This is a genomic window from Mycobacterium sp. NGS57, from assembly GCF_059812405.1.
The window spans coordinates 140,673-158,802 of record NZ_JCALCP010000006.1 but is presented as its reverse complement, the minus strand read 5'-3'; the positions used below and the strand labels follow the sequence as shown (position 1 = coordinate 158,802).

Annotated in this window: 6 protein-coding genes; 4 read left to right on the top strand and 2 right to left on the bottom strand. The window is 72.1% G+C overall.

Going from position 1 to position 18,130, the window contains the following annotated elements; genetic code table 11:
• Positions 1–18: 18 nt before the first annotated feature.
• Positions 19–9,603 carry a fatty-acid--AMP ligase gene (locus tag AC5Y43_RS13355; protein ID WP_499973070.1) on the top strand — a complete coding sequence of 3,195 codons (9,585 nt, stop codon included), beginning with the start codon at positions 19–21 and terminating at the stop codon, positions 9,601–9,603.
• Positions 9,604–9,692: 89 nt separating this feature from the next.
• Complete coding sequence (locus AC5Y43_RS13350) at positions 9,693–10,421, top strand: ubiquinone/menaquinone biosynthesis methyltransferase (RefSeq protein WP_499973067.1); 729 nt, start codon at positions 9,693–9,695, stop codon at positions 10,419–10,421.
• Between the two features lie 236 nt (positions 10,422–10,657).
• Here AC5Y43_RS13350 and AC5Y43_RS13345 read toward each other — a convergent pair whose 3' ends face one another.
• Positions 10,658–11,419, bottom strand: a complete 762-nt coding sequence (locus AC5Y43_RS13345; RefSeq protein ID WP_499973066.1) for a hypothetical protein — start codon at positions 11,417–11,419, stop codon at positions 10,658–10,660.
• 188 nt (positions 11,420–11,607) lie between these two features.
• Here AC5Y43_RS13345 and AC5Y43_RS13340 point away from each other — a divergent pair, with 188 nt between their 5' ends.
• Positions 11,608–12,210, top strand: coding sequence for a TetR/AcrR family transcriptional regulator (locus AC5Y43_RS13340; RefSeq protein ID WP_499973064.1), 603 nt, complete (start codon positions 11,608–11,610; stop codon positions 12,208–12,210).
• Between the two features lie 260 nt (positions 12,211–12,470).
• Here the strand turns inward: AC5Y43_RS13340 and AC5Y43_RS13335 are convergent, their stop codons facing one another.
• The gene (locus AC5Y43_RS13335) at positions 12,471–12,674 is read right to left on the bottom strand and encodes a hypothetical protein (RefSeq protein ID WP_499973062.1); all 204 of its coding nucleotides are present in this window, start codon (positions 12,672–12,674) and stop codon (positions 12,471–12,473) included.
• A gap of 304 nt (positions 12,675–12,978) precedes the next feature.
• On the opposite strand from AC5Y43_RS13335, the gene AC5Y43_RS13330 reads away from it, so the two are divergent.
• Positions 12,979–18,042: a PE family protein gene (locus tag AC5Y43_RS13330; protein ID WP_499973060.1), complete on the top strand. Its 5,064-nt coding sequence runs from the start codon at positions 12,979–12,981 to the stop codon at positions 18,040–18,042.
• Positions 18,043–18,130 lie beyond the last annotated feature (88 nt).

The following is an 18,130-nucleotide window of genomic DNA, read 5'->3' as shown; positions in this document are numbered from 1 at the left end:
ATCGGTATCGTTCGACCCGTGCTTGAGTCGTCCATTCCCGCCGTGCTGCGGGAGCGTGCCCGGCTGCAGCCCAGCGAGACCGCCTTTACCTACATCGATTACCAGCAGGACCCGGCGGGCGTCGCGGAAAGCCTGACGTGGTCGCAGCTGTATCGGCGCACGCTGAACGTCGCACGCGAGCTCAAAGCGCTCGGGTCAAACGGTGACCGTGCGGTCATCCTGGCGCCGCAGGGGCTGGAATACGTCATCGGGTTCCTCGGCGCGCTACAGGCCGGTCAGATCGCCGTTCCGCTGTCGCTGCCGCTGGGCGGCTCCAGCGACGAGCGGGTCAGCGCGGTCCTGCGCGACGCCTCGCCGTCGGCCGTCCTCACCACGTCCTCCGTCGCCGCCGACATCGCCGCGTCCATCAAGATGGACCAGGGCGAGCGCGCGCCGTCGGTCGTCGAGGTCGACCTGCTGGACCTGGATTCCGCGGAGGGACTGGCCGCCGAGACCGAGACCCTGCCGAGCATCGCGCATCTGCAGTACACCTCCGGCTCGACCCGCACCCCGGCGGGAGTCATGGTCTCGCACAGCAACATCGTGGTCAATTGCGAGCAGATCATCGCCGCCTACTACGACGAGGACGGGGGAGTGGCCCCGCCGGACACCACCGTCGTCTCGTGGCTGCCGTTGTTTCACGACATGGGGCTGGTCTTCGGAATCGCCTTCCCGATCCTGGGCGGGTTTCGCACGGTGCTCACCAGCCCGCCGTCGTTTTTGCAGCGGCCGGCCCGGTGGATGCAACTGCTGGCGAGCAACACTCAGGTCTTCTCCGCGGCGCCCAACATCGCTTTCGAGTTGGCGACACGCAAAACGTCCGACGACGACCTGGCCGGGCTCGACCTCGGTGGCGTGCGCAACATCCTCAACGGCGCCGAACGCGTCAACCCCCCGACGCTGCGGCGCTTCGCCGAGCGCTTCGCCCGCTTCAACCTTCGCCCCGAGGTGTTACGGCCTTCGTATGGTCTCGCGGAGGCCACGCTGTACGTGGCCACGCTCGCGTCGGGTCAACCGCCCAAAACCGTGTTCTTCGAATCCGAGAAACTGACCGCCGGCCAGGCCAAGCGGTGCGAAAGCGGGGACGGCACACCGCTGGTCAGCTACGGCATGCCACACTCGCCGACGGTGCGCATCGTCGACCCCGAGACCCGCACCGAGTGCCCGCCGGGAACGGTCGGCGAGATCTGGGTGCACGGCGACAACGTCTGCTCGGGGTATTGGCAGAAGCCCGAGGAAACCGAACGTACCTTCGGCGCAACGCTTCTCGAGCCGTCGGCCGGCGCGCCCGCAGCGCCGTGGTTGTGCACCGGCGATCTGGGCTTCGTCTCCGACGGCGAGATGTTCATCGTCGGCCGCAGCAAGGACCTCCTGATCGTCTACGGGCGCAACCACTCTCCCGACGACATCGAGGCGACGATCCAGGAGATCACCGCGGGCCGCGTCGTGGCGATCGCGGTTCCCGACGACGACGGCGTCGAGAAGCTGGTCACCATCGTCGAACTCAAGAAGGCCGATGACACCGAAGAGGCCGCGCGCAAGTTGGGTGCCGCCAGGCGGGAGATCACCTCGGCGATATCACGGGTGCACGGGCTGAGTGTGGCGGATCTCGTTCTGGTGCCGCCCCATTCGATTCCCCTCACCACCAGCGGCAAGGTCCGGCGCCGCGATTGCCTCCAGCGCTACCTCCGCGACGAGTTCACCCGGCTGGACATGCTGATCCCCAAGCCGGACCGGCGCGCGGCCGAGGACACCGGCGCGGCCGCCGAGGCCGATTCCGGGTGGTCCCAACGGCTGCGCACGCTGCGCCAGCAGCAACACGACCTGCTACTGCAGGTGGTGTGCTCGCAGGTGGCGGCGGTGCTGGGTCAACCCGGCGCCGACTACATCGACCCCGAATCCGCGTTTCAGGACTTGGGTTTCGACTCGGTGAAGGCCACCGAGCTGCTCGACCGGCTCAAAACCGAAACCGAGCTGCCGTTGCCACCGACCCTGGCCTTCGACTACCCGACCCCCGACGAGTTGGCCGCCCAGCTGGGCCGGTTGCTGAGCGGGCCGGCCGGGGCGGCCCCGCTGGTGGAGTCGCGGGTGGCCGTCGACGAGCCGGTGGCCGTGGTGGGCATGGCGTGCCGGTTTCCCGGCGGGGTGGATTCGCCTGCGGCGCTGTGGGATTTGGTGGTCAGCGGCACCGACGCGATGGGCCCGTTCCCCGCGGACCGCGGCTGGAACCTGGCGGACCTGTTCGACCCCGACCCCGACGCGGTGGGCAAGACCTACACGCGTTCGGGCGGGTTTCTCGCGGAGGCGGCCGAGTTCGACGCGGAGTTCTTCGGGATCTCCGCGCGGGAGGCCCAAACCATGGATCCCCAGCAGCGGCTACTGCTCGAGGTTGCCTGGGAAGCGTTGGAAACAGCGCGAATTGACCCGGCCGGCCTGGTGCGGTCGGAGACCGGGGTCTTCGTCGGGGCGTGGTCGCAGCAATACGGCGCGGGCGGATCCGACGGCGTGGAGGGGTACGCGCTGACCGGCCTGTCCACCAGCGTGGCGTCCGGGCGCGTCGCGTACGCGCTGGGCTTGCAGGGGCCCGCGATCACGATCGACACCGCCTGCTCGTCGTCGCTGGTGGCCACCCACCTGGCGTGCCAGTCCCTGCGCAACGGCGAATCGTCGCTCGCGCTGGCCGGCGGCGTCACGGTGATGACCACGCCGTCGGTGTTCACCGAGTTCGCCCGGCAACGCGGGCTGGCCGCCGACGGGCGCTGTAAAGCGTTCTCCGCCAACGCCGATGGGACCGGCTGGGGCGAAGGAGCCGCGGTGCTGGTCCTGGAACGGCTCAGCGACGCCCACCGCAACAACCACCCGGTGCTGGCGGTCATCGCGGGATCGGCGATCAACCAGGACGGCGCCTCCAACGGCCTGACCGCCCCCAACGGGCCCGCCCAACAACGCGTCATCGCCCAGGCCGCCGCCAACGCCGGCGTCGCGCTCGACCAGGTCGACGTCGTCGAGGCCCACGGCACCGGCACCACCCTGGGCGACCCCATCGAGGCCGGCGCGCTGATCGCCACCTACGGCGCCGCGCGCGAAGCCGAGCACCCGCTGTGGCTGGGATCGATCAAGTCCAACATCGGCCACACCCAGGCCGCCGCCGGCGTCGCCGGAATCATCAAGATGATCGCGGCCCTCAACCACGACAGCCTGCCCCCCACCCTCAACGTCGAGAGCCCCAGCCCGCACGTCGACTGGTCGGCCGGCACCGTGCGCCTGCTCACCGAACCCGTGCCGTGGCCGGACACCGAGCACCCCCGCACCGCCGCGGTGTCCTCGTTCGGGATCAGTGGCACCAACGCGCACCTGATCCTGCAACAAGCGCCCACCCCGCCCGCGGAACCGGAGCAGACCGGTGCCGAGTTCGGCCTGCCGGTCTGGCCGCTGTCGGCACGCACCCCCGCGGCGTTGCGCGCGCAGGCCGACCGGCTGCACCAGCACCTGACCGACCATCCCGACCTGGATCTCAACGATGTCGCCTACAGCCTGGGCCGCACCCGCACCCACCACCCGTATCGCGCGGTGATCACCGCGCCCGTGGCCGGACCCGACCCGCGCGCTGACCTGCTCGACGCCCTGCACGCCCTGCGCACCGGCCAGCCCCACCCGCACCTGACCCAACACCACTACCAGGCCCAGCTGCGCGGCAAGACCGTGTTCGTCCTGCCCGGCCAGGGCGCCCAATACGCCGGCATGGGCCGGGACCTCTACGAGAACAACCGCGTCTTCGCCGGCACCGTCGACGCCTGCGACCAGGCCCTGCACCCGTTCACCGGGTGGTCGGTGCGCGACGTCCTGTATCAGGATCCGGCCGCCCCGGCCCTGGACCGCGTGGATGTGGTCCAGCCGGTGCTGTTCACGATGGCGGTGTCGCTGGCCGAGGCGCTGAGCCACTACGGCATCGTTCCCGACGCGGTGATCGGCCACTCCCAGGGCGAGATCGCCGCCGCGTACATCGCCGGGGTGCTGCCTTTGCCCGAGGCCGCCAAGGTGGTGGCGCTGCGCAGCCAGGCGCTGAGCGACCTGCGCGGCACCGGGGGCATGGCCTCGGTCCTGCTGGACGCCGAGCAACTGCGCCCGCGCCTGCAACCGTGGCGCGACAAGTTGAGCATCGCCGCGATCAACGGCCCGTCGCACACCATCATCAGCGGCGACCCGGCCGCGCTGGAGGAGTTCACCGCCGCCGGTGAGCGTGACGGCATCCAGATCCGGCTCATCGCCGTGGATTACGCCTCGCACTCGGCGCAGGTCGAACCGGCTCGTGAGCGCCTGTTGGCCGGGCTGGCCAACCTGGCCCCCGCGCCCGCCCGCGTCCCGCTGTATTCCACAGTGGGACAAGCGCTTTCGGCCGAACCGCTGGACACCACCACGATGGACGCCGACTACTGGTATCGCAACCTGCGCGAGCCGGTCGGCTTCCACGACCGCGTGGTCGAGCGGCTGGCCGCCGGCGAGTGCACCTTCGTGGAGCTGTCCCCGCATCCGGTGCTGGCCCCCGCCCTCACCGACACCCTGGCCCAGGCCGCGGGACGCACCCAGTCGTCGGTCGTCATCACGCTGCACCGGGACCGGGCAGACCGCGACAGCCTGGCCACCGCGCTGGCCCAGCTGCACAATCACGGCCACAGCCCGTCGTGGGCGGTCGTGCACCCGCACGCGCGCACCGTCGCGCTGCCCACCTACCCCTTCGAGCACCGCCGCTACTGGCTGGCCCCCGCCCCGGCCGGCGACGCCGGCGGGCTCGGCCTGGACCGCGCCGAACACCCGTTGCTGGGCGCGGTCGCCGCGCTGGCCGACCAGGACCAGGTCATGGTCAGCGGGCGGCTTTCACCCGCCACCCAGGGCTGGCTGGCCGGCCATCAGGTCAACGACACCGTGGTTTTCCCCGCGACGGGGTTCATCGAGGCGATCCTGCGTGCCGGCGAGCTGACCGACTGCCCGACGATCGACGACCTCGTCCTGCACACCGCCCTGACCCTGTCGGAGCAGGCGCCGGCCGACCTGCAGATCCTGGTGCAGCCGCTCGAGGAGGACGGACGGCGCGCGTTCAGCGTGCACTCGCGCACCGGCGGCCCATCCGGCTCGTGGACGCTGCACGCCAGCGGCTTCCTGAGCGCCGAGGAGCCCGCGAGCCCGCCGCCGGCGCCGGCGGCCGGGGTGGCCGCGGTCGACCGGGACGACTACTACGAACGCCTCGCCCAGCGCGGCTACCGCTACGGCGGCGTGTTCCGGTCGCTGCGCGCCATCGGCACCGATCCGGCCCGTCCCGACGTCGTCCACGCCGAAGTGGAGTTGCCCGCCGGCACCGATGTCGCCGGCTACGGAATCCACCCCGCCCTGCTCGACGCCGCCCTGCACCCGCTGGCCACGCTGGACGCCGACGGGCCGCTGCGGCTGCCGTACGCGTTCACCGGGGTCACCCTGTACGCCACCGCGGCCACCCGGCTGCACGTGCAACTGACCCGCACCGGCGACGACACGTTCCAGCTGCACGCCACCGACCCCACCGGTGCCCCGGTGATCACCATCAACGCGCTGACCTTGCGCGCCGTGTCCGACCAGATCGGCCACCCCGGCGCGATGGCCGGGCTGGCCGACAGCATGTTCGAGCTGACCTGGCCGGCGCTGCCCGACGTGCCCGCTCCGGCCGGCGCCCCGGCGTGGACGGACGACCCGGCGGCCCTGACCTCATGCCCGGAGGCGGTGGTCTGGCCCCTACCCACTGACGAAGACGGTGACCCGGCGCGGCAAGCGCACGCGCTGACCCGCGACGTGCTGGCCCAGCTGCAAAGCTGGCTGGCCCGCCCCGACACCGCCGGCAGCCGGCTGGTCATCCTCACCCGTCACGCCGTCAGCGTCAGCGCCTACGACGGCGTCCCCGACCTCGCACACGCCGCGGCGTGGGCGCTGATCCACACCGCCCAAAACGAGCAGCCCGGCCGCATCCTGTTGCTCGACGCCGACGACAGCCCAGCCACCAAAGACGTCGTGGCGGCCATCGCCACGGCGCCGCCGGCCGGCGAGCCGCAGCTGGCGTTGCGCAACGGTGTCGCCCACATCCCCCGGCTGGCCCGGACCCCGACCCTGGCTCCGCCGGATGCCCCCGCCTGGCAGCTGGGCAGCACCCGCAAGGGGGACCTCAGCAACCTGGCGCTGCTGCCCGCCGACCCGCCGAAGACGTTGGCGCCCGGGCAGATTCGCGTCCAGGTGCGTGCCGCCGGGCTGAACTTCCGCGACGTGGTGGTGGCGCTGGGTGCCATCACCGACGAGGGCCTGGGCAGCGAGGCCGCCGGGGTCGTCCTCGAGGCCGCCCCCGGCGCGTCGCTGCGCCCCGGCGACGCCGTCATGGGCCTGTTCCCGCACAACGCGTTCGCGCCCACCGCGATCACCGACGAGCGCATGGTGGTGCCCGTCCCGGACGGATGGTCGTTCACGCAGGCCGCGTCCGCGCCGATCGTGTACCTGACGGCCTACATCGCCCTGGTCGAAATCGCCGGGCTGTCGGCCGGGCAGCGGGTGCTCATCCACGCCGGCGCGGGCGGTGTCGGCCAGGCCGCCATCCAGATCGCCCGCCACCTCGGCGCCGAGGTGTTCGCCACCGCCCACCCGAACAAACACCACGTGCTCACCGAGCTGGGCGTCGACGCCGGGCACATCGCGTCGTCGCGCACTCTGGATTTCGTCGACGCCTTCCGCGCCGCCACCGGCGGGCAGGGCATGGACGTCGTGCTCAACAGCCTGCGCGGAGAGTTCGTCGACGCCTCGCTGGGGCTGTTGCCGCGCGGGGGCAGCTTCGCCGAGATCGGCAAGACCGACATCCGCGTGGCGAGCGAGGTCGCCGCGGCCCACCGCGGGGTCGACTATCAGGCCTACGACCTGAGCAGCGCGCCACCGGAATCACTGCAGCCGGCGTGGGCGGCGCTGACCCGGCTGTTCGCCGACGGTGTCCTCAAGCCGGTACCCGCCACCAGCTACGGCCTGCTGAACGCGCCCCACGCGTTCCGCGACATGAGCCAGGCCCGCCACACCGGAAAGATCGTCCTGGTCCCGCCCGCGGTGCTGGACCCCGACGGCACCGTCGTGATCACCGGCGGCACCGGGATGTTGGGCGCGATCTTCGCCGAACACCTGGTCACGCGCTACGGCATCCGGCACCTGATGCTGCTCTCGCGCAGCGGGCGCGACGCGGCGGGGGCCGGCGAACTGCACGAGCGGCTCGAGGGGCTCGGCGCCCAGGTGACCATCAGCGCCTGCGACACCAACGACCCCGCCGCGCTGGCCGCCGCACTCGACACCGTCGGCCGCCCGTTGACCGCGGTCATCCACGCCGCCGGCGTCCTGGACGACGCCGTGGTAACCGAGCTCAGCCCCGATCAACTCGATAAAGCCCTGGCCGCCAAGGCCGACTCCGCCTGGCATCTGCATCGCCTCACCGCCGACCGCGACCTGGCCGCATTCGTCTTGTTCTCGTCGGCCGCGGGCATCCTGGGCGGCCCCGGACAGGCCAACTACGCGGCAGCGAACGCGTTTTTGGACGCACTGGCCCGCCACCGCCACCACACCCAACGCCCGGCCACCAGCCTGGCGTGGGGCTACTGGCAAGCCCCCAGCGGCATGACCGCCCACCTCAACACCGCCGACCTGACCCGTCTCACCAGCACCGGCCTCACCCCGATCACCAGCGAGCAGGGCCTGGCCCTGTTCGATGCCGCGCTCGCCGGTCAGCGGCCGAACCTGCTGGTCAGCCGGATCAACACCGGCACGCTGGCCCGCCACGCGCGCCAACACCGGCTGGACCCGCTGCTGTCGGCCCTGACCCATGTCCGCCCGCAGGCCGCGGCGGCCAGCCCCCGCACGCTGGCCGCCCAGTTGGCCGGCCAGACCCCCGAGCAGCGGCTGGGCACCCTCACCAAGATGGTCACCGCGACCACCGCCGCCGTGCTGGCGCACCCCGATCCGGCCGCCCTCGATCCCGACCGTCCGTTCAAAGACCTCGGCATCGACTCGCTGACCGCGCTGGAACTGCGCAACACCGTCAACCAACACACCGGCCTGGCGCTGCCGGCCACCCTGGCCTTCGACCACCCCAGCCCGACCAAGCTCGCCGCCCACCTGGCCGGCCTACTCACCGACGACGCCGCGCCCGCCGTCCCGGCCGATCAGGTCAGCACCTCCGAACCGGTCGACAACAGCCTCGCGTACCTGGATCAGGCGGCGTTTCTCGCGCTGCGGGCGGTGCACGGCGCGCTGATCCAGGTCACCTGGATCTACGACCGCGCCGCCAACCTCGACGGGTTGCGCCGTTTCCAGCGCAACCTGGGCCGCGGCTTGCTGGGGCGCAGGATCGAACGGTCGCCGGTGCCGTTCGCGCGCGACCACTGGGTCTTGGCTCCGGCGCCCAGCGAACTCGATATCGCGGCGCCGCGCCCGCGCGCAGAGGTCAATGCCTGGGCCGACGAGCGGGCGCGCCTGCCCATCGATCCCGAGTGGGGACCGGGCTGGCACCTCGGGGTGCTGCCGCTGCAGGACGGCGGGACCGCGGTGAGCCTGGTGGCCTCGCACATGATCGTCGACGCCATCGCGTTCGGTCAGGCGATCGCCGACGCCGCCGAGGGCAGGACGCGCGACCTGGGCCACCTGCCCGCGGGATCGCGCACCCGTCGGCGCGCGTTGCGCGAGGATCTGCGCCAAACCGTCAAGGACCTGCCCGACGTGGCGCACGCGCTGGGCTCCGTGGCGCGACGGGCGCGGCGCGACCGCGCGGAGCTCAGGTCGTCGATCAAGGCGGCACCCCCAGCCCCACGCGCGGCAGGGGACGATCCGGTCGTCGAGGTGCCCGCCGTGTCCGCTTACATCGACCTGGCGCAATGGGATGCGCGCGCGAAAAACCTTGGCGCAAGCAGCAACTCGCTGGTCGCAGGGATCGCGTGCCGGCTTGCGGTGCGGGTCGGGCGCGTCCAGGACGACGGGCAGGTCACCCTGCGCTTCCTGGTGTCGGTGCGGACCGAGGGCGACACCCGCGGCAACGCGCTCACCAGTGTCGACGTCGCGGTCGATCCGACGCAGGCGGCGACGGACCTGGCGGGCATGCAGGACAAGATCACGCAGGCGACTCTCGCGGCGATGGACGACCCCGACAACGAGTGGTCGGCGCCGCTGCCCCTGGCGGCGATGACCCCGGTCTGGGCGGCCAGGAAGATCACCGGGATGGCGGTCGGTGGTGGCAGCCTGCCCGTCACCTGCTCCAACGTCGGCGACCTGTCGCCTGCGGCGAACCGGCCCGACGGCACCGACGCCGACTACGCCTATCTGAGAAACCTCGAGCCCGACATCAAGAAGAGCACGCTCGAGGCGATGGGCGGGCAGCTGTTTCTGGGTTCGGGGCGGGGCCGCGGGAAGATGTTCATCAGAATTTCCGGCTATTTCCTGGGCCGGGCGAACACCAAAGATGAGCTTCGGGAGGACGTTTCACGCACGTTGGCCGAATTCGACCTGGACGCGCAGATCGAGTGCTGAGCGCGATTTCGCGGTCCTCGCTCTGAATCGGCGAATTGCCGTGCTACATTGCCGGACTATCGGACTCGGGGGTTGTGCGGAGGCTCACGATGGCGGTCACACGGCGATGGAACGAGTCGGACGAGGCCAAAAGCGGCTACGTCAAGGATCTATTTTCGGCACTGGCCAAGCGCTACAACGTAATGACCGACGTGTGGACGCTCGGGCTGCACCGACTGTGGAAACGCCAGGCCATGAAGCTTGCCGCCTTCTCGCCCGGCGAACGGGTGCTCGACGTCGCGACCGGGACAGGTGATCTGGCGTTCATGGAGGCCGCGGCCGTCGGGGCCGGGGGCCGGGTCGTGGGCGTCGACTCCTGCGTGCCGATGCTAGAGGTCGCCCGGGGGCGGCAGCTCGGGCCTGTCGACTTCCAAGAGGGCGACGCCATGGACCTGCGGTTCCCGGACGCGTCGTTCGACGTGGTCACGATCGGCTTCGGGCTGCGCAACGTTGCCGACCGCGGCCGGGCGCTGCGCGAGTTCCACCGCGTCCTGCGGCCCGGCGGCCGCCTGATGGTCCTCGACTTCAGCAGGCCGCAGTCGAAGGCGCTGGCCAAGTTGCACGACACGCTCTACTTCGGCGTGATGCCGGTGGCGGGCCGCGCCGTGGCCTGGCATCGCGACGCCCATCACTACACCGCCGACTCGATCCGCACCTGGCTGTCGCCCGACGAGCTGCGCGATGCGATGGTGGACGCGGGCTTCGCCGATGCCCGCTACAAGTTACTGAGCACCGGATTCGCGACGGTCCATCTCGGTTTGCGCGCGGACGGCGAATAGTCTTCGTTTTTGCTTGCGTCACAATGGTTCTGGGCGCTCGTCAGGGATGGCTCGCCACGAAGGCGGCGGCCTGTGTTGGGGCAGTTGAAACATCAGATTAGCTGTGTGCCAAAGCTTTTCACGCTTTGAAGTAGTTCGTGCGGTTAAGTCGGCCCGGTCGCGCCGTTGAGGCCGAAGAGCTGTCCACCGGTGCCGCGAGGCTTCGACAGCGTGCTGTGATCGCGGTGTTCAGGTGGTTAGAACTTCACCGCGAGGTCTTGGCGCGCCAGCCTGCGAACGCCCCAGAAGTAGGTGACGAATGGCATGGTGCACCACAAGAGATTCAGCACTACGAACTTGACCCACATCTCGACTGGACTGGACATGCTGTGCAGGTTGTTGGCGATCTCTACCCCAAAGTAAACCGCTGGCAGTGTGACCTCCACGATCATCCCGCCCATGATGAAGGAGAGCTGGGCGCTGGTGAACCGCTTGCCGTTGCGGAAGAACTGGACCATCGCATACGCCTCAAACAGTCCGATGAAGAAGGCTATCCACTCAAGGACGACGATGAGCGGGTCGCCGTTGAGGTAGCGAGCGTCGCCGCCGAGCAGGATGGGCGCCCACATGTAGGTCCAGAGTGCGCCATGCTGGACACCGTTCCTGATCTGGCCGAAGAACAACAGCCACGGTAGTTCCCAGATGAACCGTGGGATCAGGGCGATGAAGACCCAGACGATGACCATCGCACTGAGTCGCTCTGCCTTGGTGCGGTCACGTTGGCCGGGAAGCGGTAGCCACGGCAGCGCGAGTGCGGTCAAGAAACAGCCCACGACGAGGGCGACCAGCGTCGTGGATGCGACGACGTGGGACACCCCGGCATGAAATTCCAGGGACCAGAACACGACGTGGACCACGAAGAACAACGCCAGAACGCCCAACAGCGACTTTTGCAGTGACGAAAGTCCGGGCTTTGTCGACGGAACGTGCTTCTGGTCGGCACCGATCGTCTCAGTCATGGATTCGGCTTTTTTGGGGGGAGCGAGTTGGCTGCACCCCCAAAGCATGGCATGCGCCATGTTTTGCGGGCAAGGTTTGCTTCGCCGCTTTCGCAGGTGAGTGCCAACAGTCGAAGCGCCGGGAACGTCGAGCCTTGTCTTAAGCTGCTTTTGATGAGGCAACGCGGTGATCAGGGCGGATTTCGACGGTGACGGCAAGCAAACGCACCGCTCCGCGTCGTCCGATTGCTGGGCGACAGCAGCGGGGGGACCGGACCCGCGAATTGCTGATCGACGAGACGGTTCGGTGCATTCGCGAGGAGGGCTTCTCCGCGGCCAGTGCGCGGCACATCATCGAACGGGCCGGCATGAGTTGGGGTGTCATCCAGCACCACTTCGGGGATCGCGATGGCCTGCTGACGGCGGTCATAGAAGATGCCGTTGACCGTCTGGTCGCCTCGATTGAGGTGTTGGCCGATCCCCAGCGGGTCATGGACACCGAGGACTTGGTGCGGGCGACGTGGGAGGCATTCGCTAATCCAAAGGCGATGGCAGGTTTGGAGATTCTCATCGCGACCAAGGAGTTGCGCGGCGGCCTCGGCGGGCAACACATGAAACGTCTGGGCGCGGCCCTGGCGGCGTTGATCGCCCGTCTGAATACCGGGACTAACTCTGAATATGCCGTCGCATTGGGCACACTGCTGTGGACAACGCCGGTAGCGATGATGCTCGCCGAAATGTTCACCACGCCTCCGGTAAGCACCAACGAGGCCCAGAAAGCAGTAGCCAAACTGATTGATGAACACCGCTGAACGACTGGCCCATCGACATTCTCGTCAGGTGGCCAACCGGCGTTACCGCTCCTGCTGCCGTCCGGGCATGTCCGCGGGCGCGGTGTCCGGTACGGGTGTGTATTGGGTCTGCAGGGTCGGTGGTCGAGTTGGGTTGGAAAGGTCACGCTGAGTAGAAGATTCGATGCCATTTGCCGGCTGAGCCGAGGTCATCACTAGCGCTATTAGCGCCTAGTGATTCAGCGAGCCTGCTTGCAGGTGAGCTTTCTTCAGGATTCCGCTCATGGCGTCAAACACTTGCTCATACGGCTCAGCTTCGCCTTGCGCGAGTACAACTTCCGCTGGCGGCTTAAGGCCAGCGCGGTCCAAGCGTTCTGAATTGCCTTCAGCTGAACATCAGGCGGCGTGTCGTCGGACGCAACCTCGATGAGCTTGCCCAGCAAGCGGTTTGAGGCGATCTGCACGCGGATGCGAGCGGTGGTCACAGGGCTTTTCCGTGCCGATTTGTCGACGGCGTGTTTGGCCTTAATCGAGCGTCTTCGGACATCGCTGGGACACCCCGAAAGAGCGCAGGTCAGTCGCTCTATCGCGTGAAGGCGCCCGTCGAAACCTGAGCAGGCGACGCCGCTCGAACTCGAACCCGCCTTATCCCACAAGACATCTTGTGAAAATGCTTGTTTTCCGATTAATGCCCGGGAGCCCAAATGCTGCTCTAAAGTGCGCAGATCACTGGCCCCTGGTCGGCCGAGATCACGACATCGGCGAGATCACGCATTACGGAGGACTGTCATGTCATATGTGATCGCGGGCCCGGAGGCGGTAGCGGCGGCGGCCGGTGATTTGGCCGATCTCGGCTCGACGATCGAGGCCGCCGGCGCGGCGGCATCGGCCCCGACGACGCAAATCCTGGAGGCGGCCGCTGATGAGGTGTCGAAGGCGATTTCGGCGCTGTTCGGCACGCACGCCCAGGAGTTCCAGGAGGTGGCCGCGCGGGCGTCGACCTTTCACCAACAGTTCGTGCAGGCGTTAAGCGGGGCTGCGGCATCGTATGGCGCCACGGAGGCGGCCGGCGTCGCCGCACTGGCTGCTGCGGCGTCACCAGCCGCGGGGTTCCAGACATTTGTCTACGGCCCGATTCACACCCTCGGCGAAGCGTGGATCAACAGCCCGTTCGGTCAGTTGCTGGACCCGGTTCTCAATGCACCCACCGATGTGCTGTTGGGGCGCCCTCTGATCGGCAACGGTGCCGCCGGGACCGCGGCCCACCCGAATGGTGGGGCCGGCGGATTGTGGTTCGGCGATGGCGGGGCCGGCTATACCCCGACCGCCGGTGCGGGCCCGGTCGCCGGCGGTAGCGGCGGGGCTGCCGGGTGGATCGGCAATGGCGGCGCCGGTGGGGGTGGCTTCGCGAGCGGGACTGGCGGCCGCGGCGGCGCCGGCGGCTGGTGGATGGGTAACGGCGGGATAGGCGGCGCGGGCGGGACCGCCACTACGGCGGGTGGTGTCGGCGGCGCCGGTGGCGCCGGCGGTGCCGGCGGGTTGTGGTTCGGCAATGGCGGCGCCGGCGGTGCCGGTGGTCAGGGCGGCCACGGCATGCTGGGCGCCACGCTCGCGTCCCACGATGGCGGCGCCGGCGGTGCCGGCGGCGACGGCGGGGCCGGCGGCGACGGCGGGGCCGGCGGCGCGGGCGGTAGAGGCGGGCTGATGTTCGGTGTCGGCGGCCACGGCGGCCAAGGCGGTCTGGGCGGCGATGGCGGCAATGGCGGGGTCGGGAGCGGCGGCGCAGATGCCAACGCTGCCGGCCAAGTTGGCGGCGACGGCTTCAACGGCGGCAACGGCGGCGCGGCCGGTGCCGGCGGCGCGGGCGGCAACGGGGGCCACGGCGGCTTCCTGGGCGCCCACGGGCTCGGCGGCAACGGCGGGGCCGGCGGTGTCGGCGGCAACAGCGGGGCCGGCGGCAATGGTGGCGCCGGCGCCGGCGGCGATGCCCACACCCCTGACGGTGGCGCCGGTGGCATCGGCGGTGACCGGGGCACGCATGTCGGCGCCGGCGGCGACGGCGGCGCGGCCGGCTGGGGCGGGACCGCCGGCGCGACCGGCGCGGACGGCCAACTGGCCACCAGCGGCGGCAACGGCGGGCATGGCGGCAATGGCTACGACCCCGCGAGCGTCGGCGCGCCGGCCGGCGCCTCTGGCGGTACGGGCGGGGCCGGCGGCAAGGCCGGCGATGTCGGTAACGGCGGCGACGGCGGGCGCGGCGGCAGCGGTGTGGCCGGCACCGACGGGGCCAACGGGGTCAATCCGGGCGACTCCGGCACCGCCGGCAGCGCCGGCGGTAGCGGCGGCAACGGCGGCGCCGGCGGACTGGGTGGTTCGATCTCGGGTAACGGCGGCAATGGCGGGGCCGGCGGCGCCGGCGCCCACGGCGGCAACGGCGGCACCGGCGTCAACGGGGCGGCCGCCACGACCCCCACGACCGGCGGGTCCGGCGGGTCCGGCGGGTCCGGCGGGTCCGGCGGCAACGGCGGCAACGGCGGCATCGGCGGCGCGGCCACGAACGGCACCGCGGGCACCACCGGCGCCGGCGGCAACGCCGGTGACGGCGGTAACGGCGGGAAGCCCGGCGACGGCGGCCTCGGCGGCGCCGGCACCTCCACCCACGTCGACGGCGGGACCGGTGGCGCCGGCGGCAACACCGGCACCGCCGGCGCCGGCGGCATCGGAGGCACCGGCTTGACCCACGGCGCCGGCGGTGTCGACGGCAGCACACCCACCGGCATCCTCGGCAACGGTGGCAACGGCGGTGACGGCTTCACCTCCACCGCCGCGGGTGCGCGCGGCGGCAACGGCGGCGGCGGCGGCGCCGGCGGCGACCATGGCAACGGTGGGGCTGGCGGGGCCGGAGGCAACGGCGTGACCGGCAGCCCCGGATTCAACGGCGCCAACTCGGGCGACTCCGGCATCGACGGCATGGCCGGCGGTCGCGGCGGCGACGGCGGGCACGGCGGGGCCGGCGGCTCGCAGGCAGGCAGCGGCGGGGCCGGCGGGGCCGGCGGGGTCGGTGGGGACGGCGGCAAGGGCGGCATCGGTATCAGCGGCCACGACGGCAAGGTCGGCGTCAACGCCGGCGCCGGGCAGAACAGCGGCAACGGCGGAGCTGGCGGCGACGGCGGGGACGGCGGCAACGGCGGGGTCGGCGGCGCGGACGCGCACGGCGCGACAGCCGCCACCGGCGCCGGCGGAGCTGGCGGCAGCGGCGGCGACGGCGGCACCACCGGCGATGGCGGCGACGGCGCGAACGGCACCGCGGCCCACCCCGATGGCGGTCGCGGCGGCAACGGCGGCAACGATGGCGCCGGCGGGGCAAAGGGCACCGGCGGCACCGGCTCCACCCCCGGCACCGACGGCGCCGCGGGCCACATGCCCACCGGTGTGGGCAACGGCGGCGACGGTGGCAACGGCTACGACGCCGCCCGCGACCCTCTGGCCGCCGCGGGCACCTCCGGCGGTATGGGCGGGGCCGGCGGCAACGCCGGCGACTACGGCACCGGCGGTGCCGGCGGCAACGGAGGCAACGGCGTGGCCGGCACCGACGGGGCCAACGGAGTCAATCCGGGCGACTCCGGCACCGCTGGCATCAACGGCGGTAGCGGCGGCAACGGCGGCGCCGGCGGCAACGGCGGGTCGATCTCGGGTGATGGCGGCAATGGCGGGGCCGGCGGCACTGGCACCAACGGCGGCAACGGCGGGATGGGTGTCACCGGCCACAATGGCGTCAACCCCGGCGACTCCGGGCAAAACGGCGGCAGCGGCGGCAACGGCGGCAGCGGCGGCAACGGCGGCAACGGCGGCGTCGGCGGCACAGTCACGAGCGGCACGGCGGGCACCACCGGGGTCGGCGGCAATGGCGGTAACGGCGGCACCGGCGCCACCCCCGGCGACGGCGGCACCGGCGCGAGCGGCACCGCGGCCCACCACGACGGCGGGGCCGGCGGCAACGGCGGCGACACCGGTCTCGGCGGGGCAAAGGGCACCGGCGGCACCGGCTCCACCCCGGGCACCGACGGCACAGCCGGCGCCACACCCGTCAGTGGCCTCGGCAACGGCGGGGACGGTGGCAACGGCTACGACGCCGTCGCCGCCGGCGCGGCCGCCGGCACCTCGGGCGGCAGCGGCGGGGCCGGCGGCAATGCCGGCAACATCGGCAACGGCGGCAACGGCGGGGCCGGTGGCAACGGCGTGGCCGGCACCTCCGGCCCGGCTGGCACCCTCGACAGCAATGGCAACAGCGGCGACGGCGTCGCCGGCACGCCTGGCGGAAACGGCGGGAACGGCGGGGCCGGCGGACTGGGTGGCTCGATCTCCGGCCATGGCGGCAACGGCGCCGCCGGCGGCAGCGGCGGCGACGGCGGCAACGGCGGCAACGCCAACGGCGCCAACGCGACCACCGCCGGCGCGACCGGCGGCAACGCCGGCACGGGCGGCAACGGCGCGACCGGCGGCAACGGCGGCAATGGCGGGGTGGGCGGCACCGCCGCGCACGGCAGCACTGGCAGCACCGGCGCCGGCGGCAATGGCGGTGACGGCGGGGCCGGCGGAACCGGTAACGGCGGCAAGGGTGGCGCCGGAAACGCCGGCCACCTCGACGGCGGCGATGGCGGTAAGGGCGGCGCCTTCGGCAGCGGCGCGGCTGGCGGGACCGGCGGCACCGGCTCCACCCACGGCAGTAACGGCTCGACCGGCAGCACGCCGACCGGTGCCAACGGCGGTGACGGCGGGGCCGGCGCCAATGCGACCGCCACCAACGGGACGGGCGGCAACGGCGGGGCCGGCGGCGCCGCCGGCGCGGTCGGCAACGGCGGCAACGGCGGGGCCGGCGGCCGGGGCGGTCCCGGCGCCGCCAATAGCAACCCCCCACCGGCTCCTCCAGTTGCTGCCCCAGGCACACCGCCGCAGGCCCCAACCGCCACCGCCGGCACCGCCGGCACCGACGGCACCGTGGCCGGGCAACCCGGCGGCACCGGCGGGAGCGGCGGGAACGCCAGCGCGACCGACCCCGCCGGCACCGGCGGCAAAGGCGGCACCGGCGGCGACACCGCCTCCGGCGGCACCGGCGGCAGCGGCGGCGATGATCGCAACGACCAGGGCACCGGCGCTACTGGCGGCACCGGCGGCACAGGCGGGGCCGGCGGCGGGACTGGCGGCAATGGCGGCACCGGCGGCCAGGGCGGGGTCGCCGGTGGGGGCGGGGTCCCCGGCACAGGCGGCACCGGCGGCACCGGCGGCACCGGCGGTGCCGGCGCGGCACCGGTTGCCACCGGCGGCACCGGCGGCGCCGGCGGTGCCGGCGGCGCCGGCGGCACCACCAGCGGCAACGGCGGCAATGGCGGATTAGGCGGCACCGGCGGCACCGGCGGATTAGGCACCACCGGCGGCGACGGCGGCACCGGCGGCCAGGGCGGGTCCGGCGTCGGCCAGGGCGGCGACGGCGGCACCGGCGGCACCGGCGGCACGGGCGGCACCGGCGGCACCGGCGGCACCGGCGGCGCCGGCGGCGCGCCCGGCGCGGCGGGCGGTGGAGGCGGCAGCGCCGGCTCCGCCGGATCAGGCGGCACCGGCGGCACCGGCGGCACCGGCGGCACCGGCGGCGATGGTGGCACCGGCGGTGGTCACGGTGGAGGCGGCGCCGACGGCGAAGACGGCTCCGGCGGTGGCGGCGGCGCAGGCGGCGGAGGCGGCACCGGCGGCGCCGGCGGCGCAGGCGGCAGCAACGGCGACGGGAGCGGCACCGGGGCGAGCGGCGGTGCTGGTAGTACCGGCGCCTCCGGCAGCCAGGGCGGGGGCGGCACGTAACCGCGGCCGGCCCAACCATGGCGGACGCATCTCGATCGTGCACAACGCGGTCGGCACGAGTTCAGCCGTGATCGCGACTCACTGAAAA